This window comes from Micromonospora sp. NPDC049282 (assembly GCF_043197045.1).
Taxonomy (GTDB): Bacteria; Actinomycetota; Actinomycetes; order Mycobacteriales; family Micromonosporaceae; genus Micromonospora.
The window spans coordinates 1-24,230 of sequence record NZ_JBICSL010000004.1; the positions used below are offsets into that span (position 1 = coordinate 1).

General features: G+C 71.0%; 22 protein-coding genes and 1 pseudogene. 15 read left to right on the forward strand and 8 right to left on the reverse strand.

The window, feature by feature from the left end:
* Nucleotides 1–126: 126 nt before the first annotated feature.
* Nucleotides 127–1,233 (reverse strand): transaldolase, encoded by a 1,107-nt coding sequence (gene tal / locus ACGFI2_RS09295; protein WP_393513200.1) that lies wholly within the window; start codon nt 1,231–1,233, stop codon nt 127–129.
* Between the two features lie 124 nt (nt 1,234–1,357).
* On the reverse strand, nt 1,358–1,801 hold the full coding sequence (locus tag ACGFI2_RS09300; protein ID WP_393513203.1) for a hypothetical protein: 444 nt from the start codon (nt 1,799–1,801) through the stop codon (nt 1,358–1,360).
* Between the two features lie 99 nt (nt 1,802–1,900).
* On the opposite strand from ACGFI2_RS09300, the gene ACGFI2_RS09305 reads away from it, so the two are divergent.
* Nucleotides 1,901–2,584 carry a helix-turn-helix transcriptional regulator gene (locus ACGFI2_RS09305; protein ID WP_393513206.1) on the forward strand — a complete coding sequence of 228 codons (684 nt, stop codon included), beginning with the start codon at nt 1,901–1,903 and terminating at the stop codon, nt 2,582–2,584.
* A gap of 120 nt (nt 2,585–2,704) precedes the next feature.
* Here the strand turns inward: ACGFI2_RS09305 and ACGFI2_RS09310 are convergent, their stop codons facing one another.
* On the reverse strand, nt 2,705–3,715 hold the full coding sequence (locus tag ACGFI2_RS09310; protein WP_393513209.1) for an Acg family FMN-binding oxidoreductase: 1,011 nt from the start codon (nt 3,713–3,715) through the stop codon (nt 2,705–2,707).
* Nucleotides 3,712–4,176: a DUF488 domain-containing protein gene (locus ACGFI2_RS09315; RefSeq protein WP_393513212.1), complete on the reverse strand. Its 465-nt coding sequence runs from the start codon at nt 4,174–4,176 to the stop codon at nt 3,712–3,714. The genes ACGFI2_RS09310 and ACGFI2_RS09315 overlap by 4 nt, the downstream gene beginning before the upstream one ends.
* 804 nt (nt 4,177–4,980) lie before the next feature.
* Here ACGFI2_RS09315 and ACGFI2_RS09320 point away from each other — a divergent pair.
* The 9 genes from ACGFI2_RS09320 to ACGFI2_RS09360 all read left to right on the forward strand — a co-directional run bounded on the left by ACGFI2_RS09320 (nt 4,981) and on the right by ACGFI2_RS09360 (nt 16,224).
* Nucleotides 4,981–5,403, forward strand: coding sequence for a cupin domain-containing protein (locus tag ACGFI2_RS09320; protein ID WP_393513215.1), 423 nt, complete (start codon nt 4,981–4,983; stop codon nt 5,401–5,403).
* Nucleotides 5,404–5,438: 35 nt separating this feature from the next.
* A complete protein-coding gene (locus ACGFI2_RS09325) occupies nt 5,439–6,707 on the forward strand; it encodes an NAD(P)/FAD-dependent oxidoreductase (protein ID WP_393513217.1) in 1,269 nt (422 codons plus the stop codon).
* Nucleotides 6,707–7,756, forward strand: a complete 1,050-nt coding sequence (locus tag ACGFI2_RS09330) for a universal stress protein (RefSeq protein ID WP_393513220.1) — start codon at nt 6,707–6,709, stop codon at nt 7,754–7,756. The genes ACGFI2_RS09325 and ACGFI2_RS09330 overlap by 1 nt, the downstream gene beginning before the upstream one ends.
* Before the next feature lie 28 nt (nt 7,757–7,784).
* Entirely contained in the window at nt 7,785–8,663 is an 879-nt protein-coding gene (locus tag ACGFI2_RS09335; RefSeq protein WP_393513223.1) for a universal stress protein, read from the forward strand.
* Nucleotides 8,664–8,876: 213 nt separating this feature from the next.
* Nucleotides 8,877–10,334, forward strand: coding sequence for an SDR family NAD(P)-dependent oxidoreductase (locus ACGFI2_RS09340; RefSeq protein WP_393513226.1), 1,458 nt, complete (start codon nt 8,877–8,879; stop codon nt 10,332–10,334).
* Between the two features lie 213 nt (nt 10,335–10,547).
* Nucleotides 10,548–12,557, forward strand: a complete 2,010-nt coding sequence (locus ACGFI2_RS09345) for a hypothetical protein (protein WP_393513229.1) — start codon at nt 10,548–10,550, stop codon at nt 12,555–12,557.
* Between the two features lie 31 nt (nt 12,558–12,588).
* Nucleotides 12,589–12,984 carry a hypothetical protein gene (locus ACGFI2_RS09350; RefSeq protein WP_393513232.1) on the forward strand — a complete coding sequence of 132 codons (396 nt, stop codon included), beginning with the start codon at nt 12,589–12,591 and terminating at the stop codon, nt 12,982–12,984.
* Between the two features lie 520 nt (nt 12,985–13,504).
* Nucleotides 13,505–14,458: an SMP-30/gluconolactonase/LRE family protein gene (locus ACGFI2_RS09355; protein WP_393513235.1), complete on the forward strand. Its 954-nt coding sequence runs from the start codon at nt 13,505–13,507 to the stop codon at nt 14,456–14,458.
* Nucleotides 14,459–14,484: 26 nt separating this feature from the next.
* Nucleotides 14,485–16,224: a PQQ-dependent sugar dehydrogenase gene (locus tag ACGFI2_RS09360; RefSeq protein ID WP_393513237.1), complete on the forward strand. Its 1,740-nt coding sequence runs from the start codon at nt 14,485–14,487 to the stop codon at nt 16,222–16,224.
* A 120-nt stretch (nt 16,225–16,344) separates the two neighbouring features.
* Here ACGFI2_RS09360 and ACGFI2_RS09365 read toward each other — a convergent pair.
* A pseudogene (locus tag ACGFI2_RS09365) lies at nt 16,345–16,503 on the reverse strand (ATP-binding cassette domain-containing protein); the annotation flags it as partial.
* A 21-nt stretch (nt 16,504–16,524) separates the two neighbouring features.
* Entirely contained in the window at nt 16,525–17,883 is a 1,359-nt protein-coding gene (locus ACGFI2_RS09370) for an alkaline phosphatase PhoX (protein ID WP_393513240.1), read from the reverse strand.
* 158 nt (nt 17,884–18,041) lie between these two features.
* Between ACGFI2_RS09370 and ACGFI2_RS09375 the strand changes: the two genes are divergently transcribed.
* The 5 genes from ACGFI2_RS09375 to ACGFI2_RS09395 all read left to right on the forward strand — a co-directional run bounded on the left by ACGFI2_RS09375 (nt 18,042) and on the right by ACGFI2_RS09395 (nt 22,683).
* Nucleotides 18,042–18,854: an endonuclease/exonuclease/phosphatase family protein gene (locus ACGFI2_RS09375; RefSeq protein WP_393513243.1), complete on the forward strand. Its 813-nt coding sequence runs from the start codon at nt 18,042–18,044 to the stop codon at nt 18,852–18,854.
* 105 nt (nt 18,855–18,959) lie between these two features.
* Nucleotides 18,960–20,036 carry a hypothetical protein gene (locus ACGFI2_RS09380; protein WP_393513246.1) on the forward strand — a complete coding sequence of 359 codons (1,077 nt, stop codon included), beginning with the start codon at nt 18,960–18,962 and terminating at the stop codon, nt 20,034–20,036.
* Nucleotides 20,037–20,088: 52 nt separating this feature from the next.
* Nucleotides 20,089–21,105, forward strand: coding sequence for an ATP-binding cassette domain-containing protein (locus ACGFI2_RS09385; RefSeq protein ID WP_393513249.1), 1,017 nt, complete (start codon nt 20,089–20,091; stop codon nt 21,103–21,105).
* The gene (locus ACGFI2_RS09390; protein ID WP_393513251.1) at nt 21,105–21,893 is read left to right on the forward strand and encodes an ABC transporter permease; all 789 of its coding nucleotides are present in this window, start codon (nt 21,105–21,107) and stop codon (nt 21,891–21,893) included. The genes ACGFI2_RS09385 and ACGFI2_RS09390 overlap by 1 nt, the downstream gene beginning before the upstream one ends.
* A gap of 1 nt (nt 21,894) precedes the next feature.
* Nucleotides 21,895–22,683, forward strand: coding sequence for an ABC transporter permease (locus ACGFI2_RS09395; protein ID WP_393513254.1), 789 nt, complete (start codon nt 21,895–21,897; stop codon nt 22,681–22,683).
* Here ACGFI2_RS09395 and ACGFI2_RS09400 read toward each other — a convergent pair.
* Both ACGFI2_RS09400 and ACGFI2_RS09405 read right to left on the reverse strand, forming a co-directional pair.
* Nucleotides 22,662–23,285, reverse strand: coding sequence for an AAA family ATPase (locus ACGFI2_RS09400; protein WP_393513257.1), 624 nt, complete (start codon nt 23,283–23,285; stop codon nt 22,662–22,664). The genes ACGFI2_RS09395 and ACGFI2_RS09400 overlap by 22 nt on opposite strands.
* A complete protein-coding gene (locus ACGFI2_RS09405; protein ID WP_393513260.1) occupies nt 23,260–24,102 on the reverse strand; it encodes a nucleotidyltransferase domain-containing protein in 843 nt (280 codons plus the stop codon). Before ACGFI2_RS09405 ends, ACGFI2_RS09400 begins: the two co-directional genes overlap by 26 nt.
* Nucleotides 24,103–24,230 lie beyond the last annotated feature (128 nt).

A 24,230-nucleotide genomic window follows, 5' to 3' on the forward strand; every position in this document is an offset into this window, starting at 1 on the left:
CTGCCCAGTCCTCCACGCTCAGCACCTCCCGATGCTTCAGGAGGTGGTCCCGATTCAGCCGGAACCACGTGGTCAGTTTTCAGGCGGAGCCGACACCCGGACCGCGCCCATCCGGCCCATTCCCACTCAGCGGTGGCTGAGCTGCTCGGCCTTGGTCGCCAGCGCGGCCAGCACCCGCTGGGAAGAGGCGTGGAAGCCGGCCACGCCTTGGTCTTCGAGGGTCAGTCCGACGTCGTCCATGTCGACGCCGGCCGCGGCGAGTCGGCGCATCACCGCGGCGGATTCGTCGACTTCGGTGTCGATGGTGCGGGCCAGGGTGCCGTGGTCGGTGAACGCGGCGATGGTGACCTCGGGCAGGGTGTTGACGGTGTCCGGGCCGATGAGGTGGTCGACGTAGCGGGTGTCGGGGTAGGCCGGGTTCTTGGTGGAGGTGGAGGCCCACAGCGGCCGTTGCGGGTGCGCCCCGAGGGTGGCCAGTCGTTGCCACCGCTCGCCGGTGAAGCGTTCCCGGAACAGTCGGTAGGCGAGCTTGGCCTGGGCGATCGCCGCCTGACCGCGCAGGGCCAGGGCTGGCGGGGTGCCGGCCGTCTCGAGGCGCCGGTCGACCTCGGTGTCGACCCGGCTGACGAAGAACGAGGCGACGCTGTGCACCCGCGACGGGTCGCCACCGCGCTCGACGAGGGCTTCGAGCCCGGACAGGTACGCCTCGATGATCTGCTCGTAACGGGTGAGGGAGAAGATCAGCGTGATGTTGACGCTGTGCCCGTCGGCGATCATCTCGCGGATGGCGGGGACGCCCTGCTCGGTCGCGGGGATCTTGACGAACAGGTTGGGCGCGGCGATCCGCTCGTGCAGCGCGCGGGCGGCCCCCAGCGTGGCCCCGGTGTCGCGGGCCAGCTCGGGGGCCACCTCCACGGACACGAATCCGTCGGTCCCGCCGCTGGTGTCGAAGACCGGGCGCAGCACGGCCAGCGCGGCGGTGACGTCGTCGACGACCAGTTGCCAGTACGCGTCCTGCGGTGGCCGCCCGGCGGCGGTCAGCGCGGCGAACTGCTCGTCGTAGTCCGTGGAGCCGACGATCGCCTTGGCGAAGATGGTCGGGTTGGCGGTGACGCCGCGGATGCCGTCGGCGACCAACTGCTTCAGGGTGCCGTTGCGCAGGTAGCCGCGAGTGAGGTTGTCGAGCCACGGGCTCTGGCCGTACTCGGTGTAGAGACGTTCCAGGGTGCTCATCGGTCCACCTTTCAGCTGGACGAGGGTCGTGAGTGGTGCTGGTCGAGAACCTCGGCCGCTACCTGCGGGGCTGGTCGCGGGCCGCTTTGCTTCGCGAAGCTGCCCGAATCGTCAGGAAGTAGGTCTACTCTCGAGTCGAGGCCGGGTTCGCCGGTCGGCGGCTGGCTAGCCGCCACAGCGCGAGAGCGGCGACGAGCAGGCCGAAGTCACGCAGCGCGACGTCGAAGAAGTCGCCCAGGATCAGCAGGTTGACGATGATCCCGGCCAGCCAGGCGGCCACCACGACGGCGCCGTACTTCGGCCGGACCGCCACGAGGAGCCCGGCCACGATCTCGATCACGCCGACGGCGTACATCGCCTGTTGCGCGGTGCCCGGGACGAGCCGGTCGACGAACGGTGCCAGGTAGCCGGGCCAGTCGGTCAACAGGTTGGCGAATTTGTCGAGGCCGAAGGCTATCGGCGCCACCGTGAAGACGGTGCGCAGCAGCAGAAAGGCCTGCTGAGCCGGATCGGCGGCTCGGCCGGACAGCCGGGAGATCGTTGCCGCACCCGGTGCGTTGATGCTCATGACATGTACTCCGATCTTCTAAAAGCTGAATCTCCGTGCGTTAGAAAGCTAGGCCGCCTCCCTTCTAAAGTCAAGATGTTCGTGTTTTACACTGGGGTCATGGCCCCTCGCCCGATGCCCGACCGCGTCGCCGCCCTGGCCGCCCTCGACGACCCGGCCCGGCGCGCCGTGTTCGACCTGGTCGCCCGCGCCGGGGCGGCGGTGAGCCGTGACGCGGCCGCGGAAGCCCTCGGCCTCAGCCGCAGGGTCGCCGCCTCCCACCTCGACCGACTCGCCGAACAGGGACTGCTCGCCGTCGAATACCGCCGGCCGCCGGGGCGCGGCGGTCCCGGCGCCGGCCGCCCCGCCAAGCTGTACCGGCGGACCGACGACGACGAGGTGGCGGTGTCGGTGCCCGAGCGGCACTACGACCTGGTCGGCGGCCTGCTCGCGGCAGCCGTGACCGAGTCGATCGACACCGGCGCCGCAGTGCGGGAGGTGCTGCACCGCACGGCCTACGACACCGGAAGGACCATCGGCGCGGCGGCCGGCAACCTGCTCGCGGCGCTGGAAGACGCGGGTTACGAGCCACGGCGGCCGGAGCATGACGGCGGCGCCGTGGTGCTGGGCAACTGCCCGTTCCACCGGCTCGCCCAGCAGTACACGGCGCTCGTGTGCGGGGTGAACCTGCACCTGTTGCGCGGCGTCGCCGATGGTGCCGGAGACTCGCGGTGTATCGCGGAGCTCGTCCCGAGCCCCGGCCGCTGCTGTGTGCGGCTGCGGCCAGGCAGCGCGGTGAAGTGACCCGGCCCCTGACGGCGGTGGAGAACGAGGTGGCGTGGCCCGGTGCCGTTCATGCAGTCGCGTGCGAACCCCGTCGCGACAACGGACCTGGCGTCGGTCAGTGGCGGCCCCAGGCTGCGACTAGCGCTGGTCTGACAGTGCTGAGTCGTCGACCACCCGTGCGCGCGGAAGCCGCGGTGTCCGCGGCGGTGGCCCCGGCTGTTCCGGGTTGGCGATCCCCAACCGCAGGGCGAGGTACGGATAACCGAGGCGGGCGAGTAGACGCCGCAGTGTGTGCCAGGTGTCGGCGACTTCGACGACGCCGCTGAGCGGTACCACCGACACGCCGATGGTGGTGGCGGTCAGCCAGGCCGCGGACAGCGTCTCGCCGGCTCGCAGCCAATCGTGTGGTCCGTCACCGTCGCCGAACAGCAGCGCGTAGACCGCGGCGTGGTCGTGGCCGGCTCCGACCGGTAGGGTCCCGGGCCGACCGAAGTCGCGGCTGGGCACGATGGTCTGGGTGGGGTGCGCGGGCAGCACACTGGGGGGAAGTCCCGTACCTGCCAGCCTGGCGCGGCCGGTCCAGTAGGCCAGCTCCGCCGCTACCTGCGCATCGCCGGCTTCGACCGCGGCGGCCCGGCATGCCGCCGAACCCAGGTCCGCCACGTCCTCGGAGCTGAGGATCTGCAGGTCGCCCTCCGCGCGGGCCGCGGCCTCGATGGCCTGCAACCCGACCTCCGGTATGGGCTGCTCGCTGACTGGTCGCCGGTCGGTGTGCCGGATCCAGATCATGTGTGCCAGGCGCAGCCCCTCCATCGTCACCGGAGCGCGGCCGGACACGACGAGGGTGGCCACCAGGTCAGGATCGCCTGCATGCGGTAGCCGGTCCACGTGCACCGCCCAGCCGTCAGCGGCGAGCGCGACCCGGGCATGGTGCAGGGCGGCTCCGCAGCTGAGCATCAGCTGTCGGCCTTGAGGATCTCCGGCCGCCAATTGCCGGCGGCGGTTGGCGAACAGGTCCAGCCGGTCCGGGTGTACTTCCCATAGCCACGGTTGGGTGTTGAGGATCGACGGCGCCTTGCTGGCCGCGGTCGCGGCGTCGGCGAATGCGGCTGCGGGTAGCCGGTCTACGAATGTCGTTTCGTGACTCATCCTCGGGCCTTCCGGGAATCCGTATGCTGTGCACGCCCGGCACTCGCGGGAGGGGCGTCCCTGGTCGTACCGGCGGGCTCCGGTTGCGGCTCGTGGGCTGTTCGGGCGTCGCCCAGAAGGCCGCTGAGTACGGCTGCCTGGCTGTGCTCGACGTCCCTGGTGGCAGTCAGCAGCGTGACGGGCCCGGTGCGGGCGAGCCTCCGGAGCCGGTCGAGGCTGGCAGCGGGTCGCGCGTCGCGCAGTTCGATCAGGTAGCGGCGACGGAACTCGGTGAACCGCTCCGGTCGGTGGCCGTACCAGCGGCGCAGCGGCGCGGACGGTGCGATGTCCTTCACCCACTCGTCGAGGTCGACCACGGCTTTGGCCAGACCGCGCGGCCACACCCGATCGACCAGCACCCGAAGGCCGTCGTCAGGTGACCGGTCGTGGTAGACCCGGCGGACTCTTACCTGCCGTTGCACGGGTCCTCCTTCATGCCGGTCGGGTCGGTCGCTTGCGGCTGCCGTCGCGGGCCGCGGAGCGAAGCGCCGAGGTCAATGTTCGCGCCGCGGGCTCGCCGTTGGACAGGTGTCCGGCCAGCACCTGACGCGGTGCCGGGTTGCCGGATCGCGGCAAGTGCGATGGATGCAACGGCGGCTCCGCTTCGGGCAGCGGATCGGGCTGGACAGACTTGGGCGGCACGGACGGAAACGCCCGGCGGCAGGAGCAGCCCGGAGGAACCGGTCGCCGCTGCCCACTCGTCGTGCTCCACGATGGCGCTGGCGCTGCTGCTCGGCAAGGCGCGTACTCGGATCAGCCGTGAGGCCATCCCGCAGCCGCGCCCGACTGCCGCGCGGCAAGTGTCGATCGGGGCGGCATCGCTTGCCTGGCTACACACTGCGGACAGTGAGCACGTCAATCCGGACGCCGACTTCGACCGGCTCGGGCTGAAGAACTCGGTGCTTGCCGACGGTCGGCAGACCACACGGTCCGGTGTTGACCGGTTGCGCCCCGTGCCATTGCGCTCGGGGCGGCCCAGGCTGCAACCGAGGGGTTGTTCCGAACGAGCCGGGAGGCGGGCCTCGCGCGTGCCATGGTGCCGCCACACGCAGACGCGCACACCGTGCGGGCCGTGACGGGTCCGCGCCTGTCACTGGAACCCGTGGACAGCCCACCAGCGCGGTCACGACCGCCCGGGCGCTCCCGCGACGATCGGCGAGTTGCGGCGGAGCCGCCCGCACCCCGACCGCCCAGGTGTTCGCCCCTGACACGAATTGGAGTTGGTGATGAAGAAGTGGTCGTTGACGACGCTCGCCGATGGACTGCTGGGAAATGCGCTGAAATCGTCGGAGGGCCGCGGCATCCGCACCGTTGACGGTGGACGTCCGCAGTTGCTCCACCAGAGCGTGATCGCGTTGGCCAAGGGACAAAGGCTGGACGAGCACGACAGCCCCGGCGGGGCCACGGTGCAGGTGCTCCGCGGCCGGGTACGCGTCACCGCCGGCGATGACACGACCGACGGCTCCACAGGACAGTTGCTGATCGTGCCCGGCGCCCGACACACGTTGACCGCCCTGGAAGACGCGGTCCTGCTGCGCACCGTCGTTAGACGCGTTACGTCGAGCGCGGCTGACGCCGTGGGCACCCATCCGTCCGCCTCCTACCAGCCCCAGCCCCAGCGCAGGCGCTGGCCCGTGAACGCACCCTAGCCCGCGCAACCGATGACCTATCGCAGGAGAAGTCGATGAAAGAACGACAGGTGTTTGTGATCGTCGGAGCCGGGTTGGCCGGGGCGAAAGCCGCGCAGACGCTACGGGAGACCGGCTTCGGCGGCGAGATCGTGCTGCTCGGGGAGGAACCCGAACGCCCCTACGAGCGGCCGCCGCTGTCCAAAGGCCTGTTACTGGGCGCGGCCGAGCGTGAGTCGGTGTTTGTGCACGAGGCCGGCTGGTACGCCGAGCATGACGTGGACCTGCGCACCGGCGTCCGGGCGACCTCGATCGACCGCGCGACCCGGCAGGTCGAGCTGGCCGACGGCCACCGCGTCGGTTATGACGCGCTGCTGCTGGCCACCGGGGCGACACCCCGCCGCCTGGACGTCCCCGGCGCCGACCTCGACGGGGTGCTGGCGTTGCGGACCCTGTCCGACAGCGACCGGATCGCGGCCGCGCTCGTCGACGGCGCCCACCTGGTGGTGGTCGGTGCCGGCTGGATCGGGTTGGAGGTCGCCGCGGCCGCCCGAACGCGCGGCGCCACCGTGACCGTCGTGGAACGCTCCGAGCTGCCGTTGCTGCGGGTGCTCGGCCCTAACATCGCCCGGGTCTTCGCTGATCTGCACCGCGACCACGGGGTCACCTTCCGCCGCGGCGCCACCGTACAGGCGTTCCGCGGCGCGGGCCGGGTGTCCGCGGTAGTACTGGGCGACGGCACCGAGCTGCGGGCCGATGCGGTCGTCGTCGGCGTCGGGGTCCGACCCGAGGTCACGCTGGCCGAGCAGGCGGGACTGACGGTCGACAACGGCGTCGTGGTCGACCAGGCGCTACGCAGCAGTGATCCACGCGTCTACGCCGCCGGGGACATCGCCGACGCCTACCACCCGCTGTACGGAACGCACCTGCGGGTCGAGCACTGGGCCACGGCGCTGCACTCCGGTCCGGCTGCCGCCCGGTCGATGCTGGGCGCAGAGGTCGTCTACGACCGGCTGCCCTACTTCTACACCGACCAATACGAGCTGGGCATGGAGTACACCGGCTACGCCCCACCCGGCGGATACGACACCGTCGTGGTCCGCGGCGACCTCACCCAGCGCGAGTTCATCGCGTTCTGGACCGCAGGCGGCCGGGTGATGGCCGGCATGAACGTCAACATCTGGGATGTCACACCGCAGATCGCAGACCTGATCCGCAGCCAGAAGCCGGTCGACCTCGCCCGGCTCGCCGACCCCGGCATCGCCCTCGAGGACGTCACAACCATCGACACCCAGCCGCCTGCCACCGCAAGGAGCAACAGATAATGACCAGCAACTCCACCGGGGCGATCGTGGTCGGCGTCGACGGCTCGCCGCCCAGCCTGCACGCTGTGGACTGGGCCGCCCGGGAGGCCGCCGCCCGGCACCGCCCGCTGCGGATCGTGCACGCGTTCCGATGGCCGCTGACCAACGAACTGATGGGACCACCCGCGGTGGGCCCACCCGACGCCGGGCTCCAGCACGCCGCCGAACGGATGCTGTCGGCCGCCGCCGATCGGGCTCGAGCCGCCGCACCCACCGTGACGGTCAGCACCGACCTGCCGGCAGAGGTGCCCGCGGCGGCGCTGATCGATGCCTCCGACGGCGCTGACCTGCTGGTCGTCGGCCACCGAGGCCTCGGCGGGTTCACCGGCCTGCTCGTCGGATCCGTCGGCGTGCAGACCGCCGCGCACGCCGCCTGCCCGGTCATCGTCATCCGCGCAAGCGACAGCGACGACGGCCATGGCCGTACGGAAGCCGGACCGGCCGCCGGACAGGTGGTGGTGGGCGTGGACAACTCGGATGTGTCGAGCCCGGCCGTCGACTTCGCCTTCGCCCACGCCGCACGGCACGGGCTGGGCGTCGTAGCGGTCCACGCCTATCAGCGGGCCGCCGCCGGGTCCGACGCTCAGGACGAAGTCCGTGCCCGGATGGTGACCGACGCACTGGCCGGCTACCGCGACACGTACCCGCACGTGCCGGTGCGGGAAAAGCTGATCCACGGCCGACCGGCCGCCGTCCTGGCCGCCGAATCGGCCGGGGCGGCGCTGACTGTGGTCGGGACCCGTGGTCGCGGCGGGTTCACCGGTCTACTGCTCGGCTCCACCAGCCAGGGCGTCCTGCACCACGCGTCCAGCCCCGTCGCGATCGTCCGCGCCCATCCGACCCGTCGCGGGGGTGCCGCCGGCACCGGAGCCCGACCGAACGCGCCGGACACGGACGACGTGGCGGTGGCCGGACCGCCGGAAGGAACCGGCCCGACCGCGTGGCCGCACGCGTCGCCGAGCGGTTCGACGGCATCCAGGACGTCCGGTTCGCGGTCGCAGCCCGGCTGACCTGCATCCGCCCGGTCTGGAGGCACAGATGAGACACCCCGAAATCGTCGTCGGCACCGACGGCTCCGAACAGGGCAGGGCCGCGGTGCGGTGGGCCGCCGCCGAGGCCCGACTACACGCCACCCCGTTGAAGATTATCACCTGCTACTCCTGGAGCGGGCCGCCAGCAGCGTTCGGCAGCAGCGGCGAACTGCAGGAGGCCAACACGCAACAGTTCGACCAGAGGGCAGCTGCTGCCGTCGCCGAGACGCGGACGCAGGAGCCGGGCATCGAGGTCTCCGGCGCCGCCGTGATCGGCGATCCGCCCGCAGTGCTGTTGGACGCCGCCCGCACCGCGGCCATGCTGGTCGTGGGGAACCGCGGGCGCGGCGGCTTCGCCAGCCTGCTGCTCGGGTCGGTCGGCCAGGAGGTCGCCACCCACGCGATCTGTCCCGTCGTGGTCGTCCGTAGCGGCCGACGCGAAACCCCATCCGGTCCGATCGCGGTCGGCGTCGACGGTTCGGCCTCGGCGCTGCGCGCCCTGGCGCTCGGTTTCGACGAGGCGCAGCGGCGCGGCGGTGGGCTGCTTGCGGTCAGCAGCTACCGGGTGCCGATGCCGCCGTACGGGATGGAAATTCCGCTCGTGTCCTACGACCAGGACGCCGCCTCGCGAGACGCGGCCCGCGACCTCGACACGGCGCTGACGCCGTGGCGCGACAAGTACCCCGCGGTGCCGGTGAAGACCCTGACCGTGGCCGGGAGCCCTGCAAAGAACCTGATCGACGTTTCCCGTGGCGCGGCTCTGCTCATCGTGGGCAGCCGCGGCCACGGCGCGCTGGTCGGCAGCCTTCTCGGCTCGGTCGGTCAGCAGTTGCTGCACCACGCCGACTGCCCGGTGATGATCGTCCACCCTGAACCGGCGACGTGACCGGCGGCCGTCCGGCGATCGGGCGGCGACAGGCGACATCCCTGCGCCCCGCCCGGTCGCCACATCCCTGCCCCCGCTCCACCATTCGTGGGCTGCACACCGGTGCGTCCAGACGCGGGATGCGTCGGAGGCCGTGCGGTGCGTACAGTTCCAGGTCGGACTTGGGGTGGGCCGGGTAGATCCGGCGCAGGGAACGGAACGAGACAGCGACGCATGACGGCGGACAACATTACCGAAACCGGTCAATACGGCATTGACCGCGGACGGCTGGAGACCTGTCTCAGCGTCTTCGAGGCGTTGGAGGACCTGCCTCCCGACCACCCCGACGTGGTGCGGGTGCAACGGGCCACCGCGAAGCTCTACAAGGTGATCAAGCAGCGGCGACGCGAGGAACGGCGGGATGCCGTCGCAGCGGCCGATCGCGCGGTGACGGCGGCCACCGCCACCGGCGCCCCGGGCCGGATCGACGACGAGACCCAGGGCATCCCGCTCGCCTCCCCCACCGCCGGTGCCACGGCCGGCGTCCTGCACAACCCGCGCGGCTGCTACGTCTGCAAGCAGCGCTACCGCGAGGTGGACGCCTTCTACCATCAGCTCTGCCCGCCCTGCGCCGCGCTCAACCGGGAGCGCCGGGACGCCCGCACCGACCTGACCGGCCGGCGCGCGCTGCTCACCGGCGGCCGAGCCAAGATCGGCATGTACATCGCGCTGCGGCTGCTGCGCGACGGTGCGCACACCACGGTAACCACGCGGTTTCCCCATGACGCGGTCCGCCGATTCGCCGCGATGCCGGACAGCGGGGACTGGCTGCACCGCCTGCGGATCGTCGGGATCGACCTGCGCGACCCCGCCCAGGTGATCGCCCTCGCTGACTCGGTCAGCGCTCAGGGACCACTCGACATTCTGATCAACAATGCGGCGCAGACCGTCCGTCGTACGCCCGGGGCGTACGCGCAGCTCGTCGCCGCGGAGGCGGCGGCCCTGCCGGACGGTCCTTTGCCGGAGCTGATCACGTTCGCCAAACCTACCGGCCAGGGCGACCCGGCGGGCCTGATCGCCCCGCCGCAGTCGGCCACGATCACCCCGCAGGCGCTCACCGCGTTGGCGCTGACCAGCGGCTCCGCCTCGCCGGAACGGATCGCGGCAGCCACCGCCATCGACGCCGGTGGTCTGGTGCCGGACCTCGACCCGGTCAACAGCTGGGTGCAGCGGGTGCACGAGGTGGATCCGATCGAGCTGCTCGAAGTGCAGCTGTGCAACGTGACCGCGCCGTTCGTGCTGGTCAGCCGACTGCGACCGGCGATGGCCGCAGCGACCGCCCGCCGGAAGTACGTGGTGAACGTGTCGGCGATGGAGGGCCAGTTCGCCCGCGGCTACAAGGGGCCGGGGCACCCGCACACCAACATGGCCAAGGCCGCGCTGAACATGCTCACCCGGACCAGCGCCCAGGAAATGCTGGCCGACGGCATCCTCATGACCAGCGTCGACACCGGCTGGATCACCGACGAGCGGCCCCACCCGACGAAGATGCGGCTGGCGGACGCCGGCTTCCACGCCCCGCTGGACCTGGTCGACGGCGCGGCCCGGGTCTACGACCCGATCGTCCGCGGCGAGCAGGGCGAGGACCTGTACGGCTGCTTCCTGAAGGACTACGCGCCCTGCGCCTGGTGATCGGCGCGCCCACGACCACCCAGCCTGCCGCGATGGCGGGGAAGGCAACCACGGCGTGGGCCGCGATCGGCTCAACGGCGAGACCGGCCGACCGGCGGAACCGCTGACCGCCGGCCACCGGCGTCCGCCTGTGACCGGGCGGACGGCCGAATACGCGTTTCTCCGATTGGCGTTCGCTCCGTAGGATCTCCGACGATCAAGGGGGATGCAACGGTGGGCGATTTCCAGCAGTTCGTGGTGGATGTGACGTCCCGTCTGTCCACCATGTCGAAGGGCGAGTTGTACGTCGTCGGCGACGGTCTCGACCGGGACTCACTCTGGCTCACCTTTCTCGATTCCTTCCCCGCCGGCACCAATCTGCGGTTCCGTGAGCGGTCCGAGTACGACTGCTCGACCTGCCGCGGTTTCATCAAGCACCTCGGCAACGTCGTCGAGATCCACGACGGGAGGGTCCGTACCGTCTGGTCCGGGGTGTCGGCATCCGACCCGGTCTTCTCCGTCGTCGCCGCCGCTCTGGACGAGTTCGTTCGCTCGCTGCCGTTGTCCACCATCTTCCGGTCCACCCAGGCGCAGTACGGGACGAAGACCACCCGAACGCTGCGCGACGGTCAGGTCGAGGTGTGGCATCACCTGCACGGCCGGGTGGAGAAGCGGCATCGCATCGAGGACGTCGGCGCGGCGCAGGGCAACTTCAACGCCGCGGTGCAGGTTTTCCAGCGTGGCCTGGCCGAGTTGACCCAGCACGCTCTGAACACCGTCGTCGACCTCATCGACGACAACGCCCTCTACCGCGGCGCGGAGCATCGCCGGGCGGTGACCGAGTTCCGCTCGCTGCAGAACCGGTGGACCCAGGCGACCGACCGGCGGGCCTTCGTCTTCGCCAACGCCATGGACCCGGCGGCCCGGTTCCGCAACACGGTGATCGGTACCCTCGTCCAGGATCTCTGCGCGGGCGTCGACCCGGAGCAGGCGGTCCGGTCGTTCGAGACGAAGGTGGCGCCGCAGAATTACCAGCGCCCCACGGCGTTGATCACCCCGGCCATGGTCAAGGCCGCCATGAAGACCATTGCCGAGCTGGGCATCGAGGAGTCGTTGCAGCGACGGTTCGCCCGGCTGTCCGACGTGTCGGTCACCAACGTGCTGTGGGTCGACAACGACACCCAGGCACGGATGAAGTACGGCATCGAAGGGCTGCTCATGCAGGCGGCCAACACCCGGTCGTCAGGTGCGCTCCGTCGGGACGCACAGCCGGAGGAGATTCCCGTGGTCTCCTTCATGAAGGACATCCTGCCCGGCGCCACCACCATCGACCTGTGGGTCGCCAACTCCTACGAGCCGCACCTCGTCAGCCTCACCACCGGCCGCCATCCGGCTGCTCCGCGGTTGTTCAAGTGGGACAACGATTTCGGCTGGTCGTACGGGGGCAACGTCACCGACTCGATCAGGGAGAAGGTGAAGCGGGCCGGCGGCAACGTCACCGGCAAGCTGCGGGTGAGCCTGTCCTGGTTCAACCACGACGACCTGGACCTGCACGTGTACGAGCCCAACGGCGACCACATCTGGTATCAGGAGAAGCGCAACAAGCTGGACGTCGACATGAACGCCGGCGGGAGGCTCTCCCGCGAGCCGGTGGAGAACGTCACCTGGACCGACCGTGTCCCCGACGGTGAGTACCGGATCGAGGTGAACCAGTATCGCAAGCGGAACAGCACCCAGGTCGGCTTCGTGGTCGAGACCGAGAGCAACGGGAAGATCGAGCATTACCGCCACGAGCGCGCGGTCGGCCACAAGGAGACCGTCGAGGTGGGCCGGATGACGGTTGTCGGCGGGGTGATCACCGCCTTCCGGCCGGGTCAAGACGTGCAGCCGGGCAGTGCGGCCAAGGAGCTGTGGGGCATCACCACCGAACGGTTCGTACCGGTGTCCACCATCATGTACTCGCCGAACTATTTCGACGACAACGAGGTCGGCAACCGGCACTACTTCTTCATGCTCAAGGGGTGCGTCAACGACCAGCCGACGCGGGGGATCTACAACGAGTTCCTCCGCAGCGACCTGCAACCGCACCGCAAGGTGTTCGAGGTTCTGGGCGACCGCACCAAGTGTGAGCCGTCTCCGGATCAGCTTTCCGGCCTGGGCTTTAGCTCCACGATCCGCAACTCCGTGGTCGCCAAGGTGACCATGACCGGCGGCCGACGTCGCCTCATCAGCATCCAGTTCTGATTCCGTACCCAGATACTCCAGAGAGGCCACCGTGACCATCTTCGAAAAGGCCACCCGGGAGAAATTCCGCTACCCGTCGGCCAAGGGACTACTGACCACGGAACAGCTGTGGGAGCTTCCGCTGACCGCCAAGTCCGGCTTCAGCCTCGATGACGTGGCCAAGGCGGTCAACGCCGAACTCAAGGCCGTCGACACCGAGTCGTTCGTGGCCACCGAGGCCAATCCGGCCAAGGTAACCTTGGAGACCAAGCTGGAGGTCATCAAGCACGTCATCGCCGTCCGCCTCGCGGAGGACCAGGCGGCGAAGGCGGCGGCGGCCAAGAAGCTGGAGAAGGAAAAGCTGCTGGCGGTCCTGGACCGCAAACAGGACGCGGCCCTGGAGAACCTGACCGAGGCAGAGCTGCTGGCCCGAATCAACAACCTGTAGCCCGCCGACATCAGCGTCTGCCAGCGGGCCCAGCACCAGGGCTGGACCCGCGAGCAGGGCACGGACCGTATGACGACGAACGCCCCGCGACCGGTGTGGTCACGGGGCGTCCCCGTGCAATCCGGCCGATCTACGTGAGCGATGCCTTGACGGCGTTGACGGTGCGGATCATCTGCTCGTACCCCTCGAAACCCGCGTCGACGGCGGCGAGGTCCACGCCGCATTCGCGTTGCCGCTGCCGCATGTGCCGAAGGTGATCGTGGACAACTGATGCGGGGCGCTGCTTCCTCGCTTAAGCTGCGTCACGTATGCATCGATCTTTATCAATAGTAAGCGTTGGTGGTTCGGGGCCAGTTCACTGGCAACCACGGGCCTCGCATTCACCTACCGCGATTGGAGTACCCCGATGACCTGGCGTCCAACCATCGCCGCACTCACCGGCCTGTGCCTCGCACTCACCACCGCACCAGGCCCCGCCGGTGCCGCACCCGCACCGCCGGCACCTCGGGACGCCGCTCATGTGAACGTTCACACCAACCCGCTCGCCGGCCCACCCGGCGCGCCCTCCGGGGTCTGCCCGGGCGGCACCGGGTACGGCCCACCCCTGCCGGCCAGCTCCGTGTCCGCGACGAAGATCCGGAGCGGGTTCTCGTTCCTCGAAGGACCGGTCTGGATCGCCGACGGCGGCTACCTGCTGATGTCCGACATGGCCGCGGGCACCGGGCCGAACAACGTGCAGCCCTCCACGATCCGCCGGTTCACCCCGCCGGCGACCTTCGACACCTTCATCGCCAACGCCGGCAGCAACGGCTTGGCGCTCAGCCCCGACGCCCAGCAGATCATCGCCGCCACCCACGACCAGCGAAACGTCTCCGCATACCGGCTGAGCGACCAGGCCCGCAGCACCGTCGCCGCCGACTACCAGGGCCGGGCGTTCAACTCACCCAACGACGTCACGGTCCGTTCCGACGGCGTCGTCTACTTCACCGACCCCAACTTCCAGCGCGGCAACCGACCCGACCAGATGAGCGGACGTACCAGCGTCTTCCGCGTCTCTGGCGGCCAGGTGTCGCTGGTGGACGACCGGCTGCGGCAACCCAACGGCATCGCGCTCTCCCCGGACGGCAGCACGCTCTACGTGGGCGCCTACTCCGAGAACAAGATCTACAAGTACGTCGTCCAGCCCGACGGCAGCACCGGCGCCCGCAGCGTCTTCGTGAACTACCTCGGCGGTCCCGACGGGGTCACCATCGACTGCGCCGGCAACGTGTACTGGGCCTCCGGCTCGGACGGGCTGATCCACGTCTACTCGCCCGCCGGCGCCCAGCTCGGCACGATCCGCTCCGGCGGCACCGGCACCACGAACGTGGCGTTCGGCGGACCCGACCGGCAGACCCTCTACATGACCTCCGGCCGAACGAACGACTCCGGCCTGTACAGCGTGCGACTCAACGTCCCCGGCTACCCGTACTGACCAAGAACCCCGGAAGGAAAGCACCCGTGCGGATCAGTCCTCACCAGCCCCGACACCGCGTCCCGCTCGCCCTGCTGATCTGCGCCGGCACCATCCTGACCGGCGTACCCGCCAACGCCGCGCCGGCCGCACCGGCGACCGGGAGCCGGACAGCGGCCCGGCTCGCCGCCGACACCAGCCCGCCCACCCGGCCGACCGGCCTGCGCAGCACCCGGCTGACCTGCCAGTCCGTCACGCTCTCCTGGTACGCCTCCCGGGACAACGTCGGCGTCGCCTTCTACGACATCTACCACGACGGCCAGCTCGTCACCTCGGTCCCGGGGCGGACGCTGACCGCCACGCTCAGCGTCGTGCAGGGTGTCACCTGGGGCTGGTACGTCAACGCCCGCGACGCCGCCGGCAACGTCTCGCAGGCCAGCTCCACGCTCTCGGTCACCCCGCCGTTCTGCCAGCAGGACACGTCTCCGCCCAGCACGCCGACCAACCTGGCCGCGACGGTAAACGGCACGGACGTGACCCTCACCTGGTCGGCCTCCACCGACAACGTCGCGGTCACCGGCTACACCATCCTGCGCAACGGTACGGCGGTCGGCTCCACCACCGGCACCGCCAGCAACCCGCCGGCGACCACGTTCACCGACACCGGGCTGACGCCCGACACCGACTACCGGTACACCGTGACCGCCCGGGACGCCCAGGGCAATGTCTCGGGCGCGAGCGGCGCGGTCACCGCCCACACCGGCTCGGGCTGCACGAGCCCGATCTGCGGGGCCACGGTGATCACCACCGAGAAGGACCTGCCCTGGGGCCTGGTGCAACTGCCCGACGGCACGGTCCTCTACGGCCGGCGCGACCTGTTCGACATCGTCGCCATGAAGCCGGACGGCACCGACAAGCACAGCATCGGCACCGTGCCGAACGTGGCCGGCACCAACGGCGAGGGCGGCGTGCTCGGGCTGGCCGTCTCGGCCAACTTCACCACCGACCACTGGCTGTACATCTACCACACCACCACGACCGACAACCGGATCGTGCGCATCCGCTACGACGGCACGCTGCAAACCAACACCGAGCAGGTGCTCGTCACGGGAATCCCGCGCAACAAGTACCACAACGGCGGCCGGCTGCGCTTCGGCCCCGACGGCAAGCTCTACGCCTCCGCCGGCGACGGACAGGACCCGGACGTGGCCCAGGACACCAACAACCTGGGCGGCAAGGTGCTGCGGCTCAACCCCGACGGCACCGTGCCGGCGGACAACCCCTTCGGCAACTACGTGTGGAGCTACGGCCACCGCAACCCGCAGGGACTCGCCTTCGACTCCCAGGGCCGGCTCTTCGAGCAGGAGTTCGGCAACAACGTCATGGACGAGACCAACATCATCGTCAAGGGCGGCAACTACGGCTGGCCCGCCTGCGAGGGCACCTCCGGCGACTGCGCCAACCCGAACTTCAGGGCCCCGATCCGGACGTACCCGGTGGCCGAGGCCTCGTGCAGCGGCATCGCGATCGTCCGGGACGTGCTCTACATCGCCTGCCTGCGCGGCAACCGGATGTACCGCGCGGAGATCAGCGGCAACACGCTCACCAACGTCCAGCAGTACTTCGTCGGGACGTACTTCCGGCTGCGCACCGTCGAACCGACCCTCGACGGCAACCTGTGGCTGACCACGAGCACCGGCGGGGACAAGGACAGCACCCCGAACAACAGCAACGAGAAGATCCTCAAGGTGACCCTCGGCGGAGCGGCGTCCGGCCCCACGAGCTGAGGCGAGCCGGGAATCCGGCACCGCCAGCCCTCGGAGGGTGCCCGCGTCGCGCGGGCACCCTCCGAGCGTCTCCGCCGCCGACAGGTCGTACTGCATGTAGTCCTGGGCGGCCACCCGCTGTCGCAGCGCGGTCACCTCTACGTCGCGGATGTTTGTCCCGTCCCAGAGCACCGCGCCTCGGGTGGGGTCGTAGAGCCGACACAGCAGCTTGGCGATGGTGGACTTCCCCGCGCCGTCGAGTCCGACCACCGCGAGGGCCTGACCGTACGGAATCCGCAGGTTGACGCCACCCGCGGAGGGCTACCGCTGGAACGGTCCGGTGATCGCGTACGTGGTGCCCGGGGCATAACAGTTGACGAAGAGCGTCCGCTGGTCGGCGGAGAAACAGGCCCCCGCGAACTCGCCGTACACCGGCGCCGACTCGGTGCCGATGTTCTGCCGGTTACGCGCGAACAGGTACGGCTCCCCGGTGACGGTCGTGCCCATCAGGTAGCTGTCCCCGTCACCGTCCTGGCAGAGCATCAGCCCGCCGGACGGGGTCATGCAGATGTTGTCCGGGGTCTTGAACAGGTCCGCGTCCGGGTCGGTGGCACGGAACACGACGACCAGGCGCAGTTCGCCGGTGACCGGCGCGTAGCGCCACACCTGGCCCTGGTGGTCCGCCTCCGACCCCTGAGCGCGCACCGCGAACGAGGAGACGAAGTACGCCCCGCCGTCCGTGCCCCACCAGGCGCCCTCGAGCTTCTGCGCGTGCGTGACGCCGCGCGGCCCGTAGTCCTGCAACCGCAGGGAGGTGGTGGTGGCCACCGGGTCCGGCACGTCGACCCACTCGACGCCGCGGAAGGTGGCTCCGGGCTCCTGGACGACAGACAGGTCGGGCAGGTCGGGGACGCGCATGACCTGCAACCGGCCGCCGGCCCGCAGGCTGCCGTGACCGCCGAGCGGCCGGGCGGGCAGGAACCGGTAGAAGCAACCGAACTTCTCCCCGTACGCGTCCTCGGTCTCGTACACCACGCCGGTGCGGGGGTCGACGCAGATCGCCTCGTGGGCGAAGCGGCCCATGGCCGTCAGCGGTGTGGGCCGCTGGTTGCGGTCGGCCCGGTAGGGGTCGACCTCGAAGATCCAGCCGTGGTCCTGCTGGTGGCCGCCGTCACCCCGGCGGATCTCCGTCTCCTCGCAGGTCAGCCACGTCTGCCACGGCGTCTGCCCGCCCGCGCAGTTGGTCGAGGTCCCGCCCAGGCTGATCCGCTCCTCCACCCGGTTCGGCCGGACGTGCAACGTCGTGGTCCCGCCGGCGGCCACCGGGTCGAAGGTCAACTCCGGGGGCGCGACGACCGGCACGGAGGCCCCGACCCGGTTCTCGTGGTTGCGCACCAGGCGGACCTCGGGGCCCGGGCCGGGGAACACGCCCATGCCGTCGAAGCTGCTCGGCACCGCGCCGCCGGGTCGCGCGTCGCCCTCCCGGGAGAGGACCCGGTAGCGGAACCCCCGCGGCAGGTCCAGGAGCCCCGCCGGGTCCGGCACGAGCGCCCCGTATCCGTGGCGGGGACCCGCCGAGGCGTTCGCCGCCGTGAAGAGCGCGTCGATCGCGCCCGACAACGCCACCCCGACACCCGCTATGCCCGACTGGGCCAGAAACCGTCGCCGATCAAGGCTCACGATGACTCCTTTGTTCGATAAGGGCGCCATAGTAGCCAGTCAATACGTTGGCCGGCGGTCGGACGAACCCCTATCGGCTCCCGCGGGGATTGTTACCGTGCAGGAAACCGGTGCCCACGAGGTGGGAATCCGCCGCCGAAAGGGAGGACCGGAGTCCGATGCGACTGCGTGTCGTCACGTTCAATCTCTGGGGTACCGGCATTCCCCACCGGTACTGGACCGACCGGGGCGTGCTGCGCGGCGCGCGGGCGGGCAGCCCGGCCCTGCGCGAGGCGGACGAGCCTCGGGTCTGGCGGCGGCGGGCAGCGCTCCTGGCCCGCGCCCTGGCCGGCGCCGACGCCGACCTGGTCGCGCTCCAGGAGGTGCCGTCCGACCCGAGCCGGCTGGCCGGCCTGCTCGACGACCTGCGCGCCCGGGGTGTGCCCTACCACGCGGTGACGGCCACCGGCCTGGCGGTACTCAGCAGGTCGCCGGCGGTGGAGAGCCGGTCCTTCCCGGTGCCCGGCTTCGGCGGCTTCGGCGGCCATCCCACCGTGCTGGCGGTGACCGCGCCGGCGGCCACCGTCTGGGTGGCGCACCTGCCGGTCGGGCCCGACGAGGTCAAGGAGGCGTGCCTGCGGGGCCTGGAGGCAGCGGCGGTGGCGGCGCCGCGGGACCACCCCCTGCTGCTCTGCGGCGACCTGAACTGCCCGGCCGACGGCCCGCTGATGGACCGGCTGCGGGAGCGGGCCGTGCTGGTCGACGCCTGGCGGGCCGGCGGCGGGTCCGCCGACGCGCTGACCATGCCCGTGCCGGCGCCGACCTGGCGGCTCGACCACGTGCTGCACCGGGCGACGGACCCGGTCCGGGCGGTGCGGGATCCCGCCCTGCTCGGCACCGAGCCGGACGACGACGGGCAGTACGCCTCGGACCACTTCGGCATGGCGCTGACCCTCGACGTCGGACGGCGGCGCGCACCCCTGCCGACGTGACCCCTGCACTCAACGGCAGGGGTCGCACCTGGTCCGGTTCGCTGATAAAAGTTGATGATGATCCATGAACGGGTGGCCGCCCTCGGTGCCGTCTCGGTAGCCATCATGACGCACCCGTCCCGCCGTCACCTCGCGGACGACCTGGCCCGCCGGCTGGCGCCGTACCCGGTCCAGATCGTGCCCGACCCCGAGCCGGACGGCCCCCGACGGACCCTGCGCACCGCCACCGCGGCGTGGTCCGCCGTCGGGCCGGGCTGCACCCACCACCTGGTGCTCCAGGACGACGCGGTGGTGCCGGCCGGCTTCCTGGCGCACGCCTTCCGCGCGGTCGAGGCCCAGCCCGACGCCGGCGTCGCCCTGCACAGCGACTGGGGGTCGCGCAACGGCGCGGCCGTCCGGATGGCCGCGCTGCTGGGCGCACACTGGGTCCGCGCCGTCTGCGACTACGTGCCGACCATCGCGCTGGCGCTGCCCGCGGCGGCGGCCAAGGGGTTGACCGACTACTCCGCCGGGCTGGACCCGGACGAGCCCGACGACATCGCCGTGGCCCACTTCGCGCGCGAGGTCGGGTTACCGGTCCGGCTCGCCGTGCCCAACCTCACCGGTCACCACGACGTGCCCAGCGTGGTCGGCAACGACTCGCGGGGGCGCCGGGAAGCATCCTGCTACATCGGGGCGCCGCCGGACGGCTGGTCGTTCGACCCGACGCGCGTCCTCGACGGCTTCGACTGCCTGCCGTACTTCAAGCACGGTGAGCCGCGGATCGTGGTGGAGAACGACCGACCCACGAACAACTGGAGCCCGGTGCCGCTCGCCACCGCCGTCCACCGCTTCGGCGTCAACGAGTCCGACCTGCGGGAGGGCTACCGGCGCTGCGTCGCCCGGCCGGAGCCGTGGCTGGCGGACCTCGCCGCGCGGGTTCCCGACGACCAGCTGTGGGCCCTGTGGGTGACGGCATGCCTGATGGGCCTCGCCCGATCGCGGGTGGAGCCGTTCCGCTCGGCGTGGGAACGCTGGGGCAGCCGGGTGGAGCCGGCGATCCGGACCCGGGTGCTGGAGACGCTCGCCCTGGGCGGCATGTTCCCGCGGTTGCGGCACGACGAGGTCGCGCGCCTCGGCGCGGCGCCGGCCCGGCTTGCGGCGCTGGGCCTGGCCGCCGGTGACAGTTGGGACCGGGGCTGACCGCCCCCGCGCCGTTCGTCCCCGTCCGTCCGACTGATCGGAGCATGACGCCATGGCCGCACTGATCGAGGCGACCGGCCTCGTGAAGGAGTTCCGGCGCCCGCGCCGCGGCCCGGGCCTGGCCGGCGCGCTCACGCACCTCGTCACCCGGCGCTTCGACACCCACCGCGCCGTCGACGGCGTCGACCTGCGCGTCGACGAGGGCGAGTCGGTCGCGTACGCCGGGCCCAACGGCGCCGGCAAGTCGACCACGGTCAAGCTGCTGACCGGCATCCTCGTGCCCACCGCCGGCGAGGTCAGGGTCGCCGGCATCGTCCCGCACCGCGACCGGACCGCGAACGCGCGGAACATCGGGGTGGTCTTCGGCCAGCGCACCCAACTGTGGTGGGACCTTCCGGTCGGCGACACGTTCGAGCTGCTGCGCGACATGTACCGGATCCCGCCGGCCGACTACCGCCGCTCGATCGGGCGGCTCACCGAGGTGCTCGAGATCGGTCCGCTGCTGCCGGTGCTGGCGCGCAAGCTCTCCCTCGGGCAGCGGATGCGGGCCGACCTGGCCGCCGCGCTGCTGCACCAGCCCCGCCTCCTCTACCTCGACGAACCGACCATCGGCCTGGACCTCGACGTCAAGGACCGGGTCCGCGCCTTCCTGCGGCAGCTCGTCGCCGACGGCACGACGGTCCTGCTGACCACGCACGACATCGGCGACATCGAGGAGGTCTGCGGGCGGATCGTCGTCATCGACGCCGGTCGGATCCGCCACGACGGCCCCGTCGAGGTGCTACGCGACGCCCTGGCCAGCTTCAGTTCGGTGCGCTTCCAACTCGCCGCGTCCGCGCCGCTCGACCTGATCCGCGACCGGCTCGACGACGCCGAGGTGACCGTGACCGGCGAACGCGAACTGGTGGTCCGCTTCGACCGGACCACCCGGACCGCGGGTGCGGTCGCCGCCACCGTGATGGGCCTGGTCGAGGTGCGGGACCTGCGTATCGACGACGAGGGCGTCGCCGACCTCATCCGGCGGATCCACCGGCCCGGCGAGGTCGCGGCCGGCGACGGCGTCGCCTGATGGGGCCGTACCGGGCGATGGCGCGGGTCGCCCGGCGCAACGCGCTGGCCTACCGGGTGCCGTTCCTGATGAGCCTGTCCATGCTCGTGTTCAACCTGGCGGCCATGTTCGCGCTGTGGCAGGCGCTGCTCGGCGACGGCAACTCGCTGGCCGGGTTCACCTGGCCGCAGATGAAGGCCTACCTGCTCGTCTCCTTCGTCACCAACTGCCTGGTGTCGACCTTCACCGACTTCGCCATGGCGTCCCGGATCCGCAGCGGGGCGGTCGCCGTCGACCTGGTCAAGCCGGTCGACTACCAGAAGGGTCGGCTCGCGGAGGCGTTGGGCTTCGCGTTTCTGGAGGCGACGGCGGCCCTCGTGGTCTGCGCCGTCGTCCTGGTCGCCTTCGGCGGGGTGCCGTGGCCCTCGCCGGCGCGGCTCGCGCTGTTCGCCGTGAGCCTCGTCGCCGTGGTGCCGCTGAAGTTCCTCATCGTCTACATGTGCGGGCTGCTCTGCTTCTGGACACAGAACTACCTGGGCATCAGCCTGGCCCGGACGGCCATCTCGGGCATCCTGTCCGGCGCCACCGTGCCGCTGGTCTTCTTCCCGCCATGGCTGCGCCACGTCGCCGAGGTGCTCCCGTTCCAGGCGATCACCAACACCCCCGCGATGCTGTTCCTCGGCCGGTCCCCCGGGCTGTCCGTCGTCCCGGCGCTGGCGGTGCAGCTCCTCTGGATCGTCGGGCTGTGGTGGCTCGCCCGGCGACTGTGGCACGTCGCGGTCCGCCGGCTGACCGTGCACGGGGGTTGACATGCACACGCTGCGCGTCTACCGGCGCAACCTCGGCGCCCACCTGCGGGCCACCCTGGAATACCAGGCGGACTTCTGGATCCTGGTGGTCGCCGCCGTGCTCACCCAGGGCGCCGGGCTCGTGCTGATCGCCACGATCTTCGCCCGGGTGCCCCGCATCCACGGCTGGGGCGTCTGGGAGGTCGTGCTGATCTTCGGCATGATGGTGCTGGCCCAGGGCGCCAGTGAACTGCTGGCCGAGGGCACGTGGAACCTGGCCGGGCTGATCAACCGGGGTGAGCTGGACCGGATGCTGCTGCGCCCGTACCCGTGCCTGTTGCAGGTCTGCGCGAGCCGGGTGGGCATGAACGCGTTCGGCAACCTGACCGTCGGTGGCGGCCTGCTGGTCACCGCGTTGCTGCACCTGGACGTCGCGTGGACCCCGGCGCGGGTCGGGCTGGCGTTGGTCCTGCTGCCGAGCGCACTGGTGATCAAGGTGTCGTTGACCGTGGTGGCGAACTCGACCTCCTTCTGGCTGCGCGGCGCGATCAACACCTTCGCCGCCGGGATGGACCAGCTCGGCGAGCTGACGAAATATCCGCTCGGCATCTACGGGGTGGGACTGCAGGCCGTCCTGGCGACCGCGTTGCCGTTCGCGTTCATCGGCTTCTTCCCGGTCTCGGTCTTCCTGGACCACGGCCGGCTCGCCCGGGTCGGCCTGCTGACCCCGGTGGTGGCCGGCTACTGCGTGTTCCTCGCGGTCACGGTGTTCCGCCGGGGCCTGCGACGCTACGAGAGCGCCGGGAACTGAGCCCGGTCGCCGGCCCGCCGCGCCGACGCGGCGTCCAGCAGGTCGACGGTGAGGGTGGCGGCGGCGGCACCGGCCCGGATCCGCCGCACGGTCTCGGCTACCGACAGGTTCCCGTTGTCCAGCCAGAACCCGATGCCGCTCAGCTCACCGGCCATCTCCGCGGCGAGGTGCCGCCACTGGGGCAGCACCGTCTTGTGCGGCCGCCGTTCGTCGCGTCGGGCCGCGACGGCGAGGTCGGGCCGGAGCATGACGAAGCCCAGCGGGGCGGGATGCAGCAGCTCCAGGTAGTGACGCAGGCGGTGCCGGGAGGTGACGACGTAGTCGAGGACGACGAGATGGCCCGCGTCGGCGAAGGAGCGGGCCAGCAGACACTGGTTGCGCACGTTGAGCAGGATCTGCCGCTCGCACTCCTCGTCGTAATCCGGCTGCGGGGGCCGGCCGCCGGAGACGATCATCCGTTGCAGGACGTCGCCCTCGACGTGCGCGCCGTGGGCCTCGGACCGGGCGAGCGCGCCGGCGACCGTCGACTTGCCGGCGCCGGGCACCCCGGTCACCATCCAGACCCGGGGCGGGCGGTCAGGCGTCGACACTGGCCATGACATCCGCCCGCACCGCGCCCAGCAGAGCCAGCGAGCGCTTCAGGCCGGCGGGTTCGGCCGTCAGCGCGCCCAACGCCTCCTCGACGCCGGCGCGGAAGCCGGCCGGGGTCGAGGGGAAGGAGGCCGCCTCCGCCACCGCGCCCTTCTCGTTGAGCAGATAGCGGCCGGCGGCGGCGAACAGCACCTGACTGAGGCAGGCGACCGACCGGTAGGCGCAGCCGGCGACGTAGGCGACGTCGCCTCGCCCGGCGGCGGTGGCCGCCGTGTCGAGGGCGAACTGTGACTCCCACCCGAACTGGCCGATCAGCGCCTTGGCCAGCGGCTCGGGATAGGGGTCGGTGAGCGACCGCAACTCGGCCAACACGCCCTGCGGGTCGTGGAAGGGCACGTTGTGGTGCACCTCCCCCGCGTAGATCACGGTGCAGAACCCGTGCGGGTGGCCCACCTGGTAGTGGATCTCGGGCCGGCCGGCGGCGCACGCCTCGACCACGGCGCGGACCCGGTCGATCTCCCGGAGCAGCACGTCGGTCTTGACCCCGTCGACCATCAGCCAGCCGCCGCCGTTGATCCACGGGCCCCACTCGCCGTACCCGGTGCAGGCGGCGCCGTCGCCGTCGTCGACGCGGGCGAAGGCCGCGCCGAGTTCCGCGATGTCGGGCCGGTCGTGGCGGTGGTAGTAGACGCCGACGTCCACGTCGGAGGTCGGATCCGCGGTGCCGCGAGCGCGGCTGCCGCCGAGCGCGAGCCCGGCCACACCGGACACCTGCGAGAGCGCGTCACGGATCCGGTCGAGAATCGCGTCCTGTGCGGTGTCGCCCATCCACGCCACCCTCTCCGGGCCGGCGGCCCAAGACATCGTCGATCATGGATCACGCTAACACATCGCACAGTCGGCGGCCGGTCGACACGAGCGGGCGGAAAAGCACCCGCCCCAGGACCCCCCTATTT

What these genes read in the sequence shown, in the direction of transcription:
- tal (WP_393513200.1), bottom strand. Translation starts at nt 1,233, where the DNA reads ATGAGCACCCTGGAACGTCTCTACACCGAGTACGGCCAGAGCCCGTGG.
- ACGFI2_RS09300 (WP_393513203.1), bottom strand. Translation starts at nt 1,801, where the DNA reads ATGAGCATCAACGCACCGGGTGCGGCAACGATCTCCCGGCTGTCCGGC.
- ACGFI2_RS09305 (WP_393513206.1), top strand. Translation starts at nt 1,901, where the DNA reads ATGGCCCCTCGCCCGATGCCCGACCGCGTCGCCGCCCTGGCCGCCCTC.
- ACGFI2_RS09310 (WP_393513209.1), bottom strand. Translation starts at nt 3,715, where the DNA reads ATGAGTCACGAAACGACATTCGTAGACCGGCTACCCGCAGCCGCATTC.
- ACGFI2_RS09320 (WP_393513215.1), top strand. Translation starts at nt 4,981, where the DNA reads ATGAAGAAGTGGTCGTTGACGACGCTCGCCGATGGACTGCTGGGAAAT.
- ACGFI2_RS09325 (WP_393513217.1), top strand. Translation starts at nt 5,439, where the DNA reads ATGAAAGAACGACAGGTGTTTGTGATCGTCGGAGCCGGGTTGGCCGGG.
- ACGFI2_RS09330 (WP_393513220.1), top strand. Translation starts at nt 6,707, where the DNA reads ATGACCAGCAACTCCACCGGGGCGATCGTGGTCGGCGTCGACGGCTCG.
- ACGFI2_RS09335 (WP_393513223.1), top strand. Translation starts at nt 7,785, where the DNA reads ATGAGACACCCCGAAATCGTCGTCGGCACCGACGGCTCCGAACAGGGC.
- ACGFI2_RS09340 (WP_393513226.1), top strand. Translation starts at nt 8,877, where the DNA reads ATGACGGCGGACAACATTACCGAAACCGGTCAATACGGCATTGACCGC.
- ACGFI2_RS09375 (WP_393513243.1), top strand. Translation starts at nt 18,042, where the DNA reads ATGCGACTGCGTGTCGTCACGTTCAATCTCTGGGGTACCGGCATTCCC.
- ACGFI2_RS09380 (WP_393513246.1), top strand. Translation starts at nt 18,960, where the DNA reads ATGACGCACCCGTCCCGCCGTCACCTCGCGGACGACCTGGCCCGCCGG.
- ACGFI2_RS09385 (WP_393513249.1), top strand. Translation starts at nt 20,089, where the DNA reads ATGGCCGCACTGATCGAGGCGACCGGCCTCGTGAAGGAGTTCCGGCGC.
- ACGFI2_RS09390 (WP_393513251.1), top strand. Translation starts at nt 21,105, where the DNA reads ATGGGGCCGTACCGGGCGATGGCGCGGGTCGCCCGGCGCAACGCGCTG.
- ACGFI2_RS09395 (WP_393513254.1), top strand. Translation starts at nt 21,895, where the DNA reads ATGCACACGCTGCGCGTCTACCGGCGCAACCTCGGCGCCCACCTGCGG.
- ACGFI2_RS09400 (WP_393513257.1), bottom strand. Translation starts at nt 23,285, where the DNA reads ATGTCATGGCCAGTGTCGACGCCTGACCGCCCGCCCCGGGTCTGGATG.
- ACGFI2_RS09405 (WP_393513260.1), bottom strand. Translation starts at nt 24,102, where the DNA reads ATGGGCGACACCGCACAGGACGCGATTCTCGACCGGATCCGTGACGCG.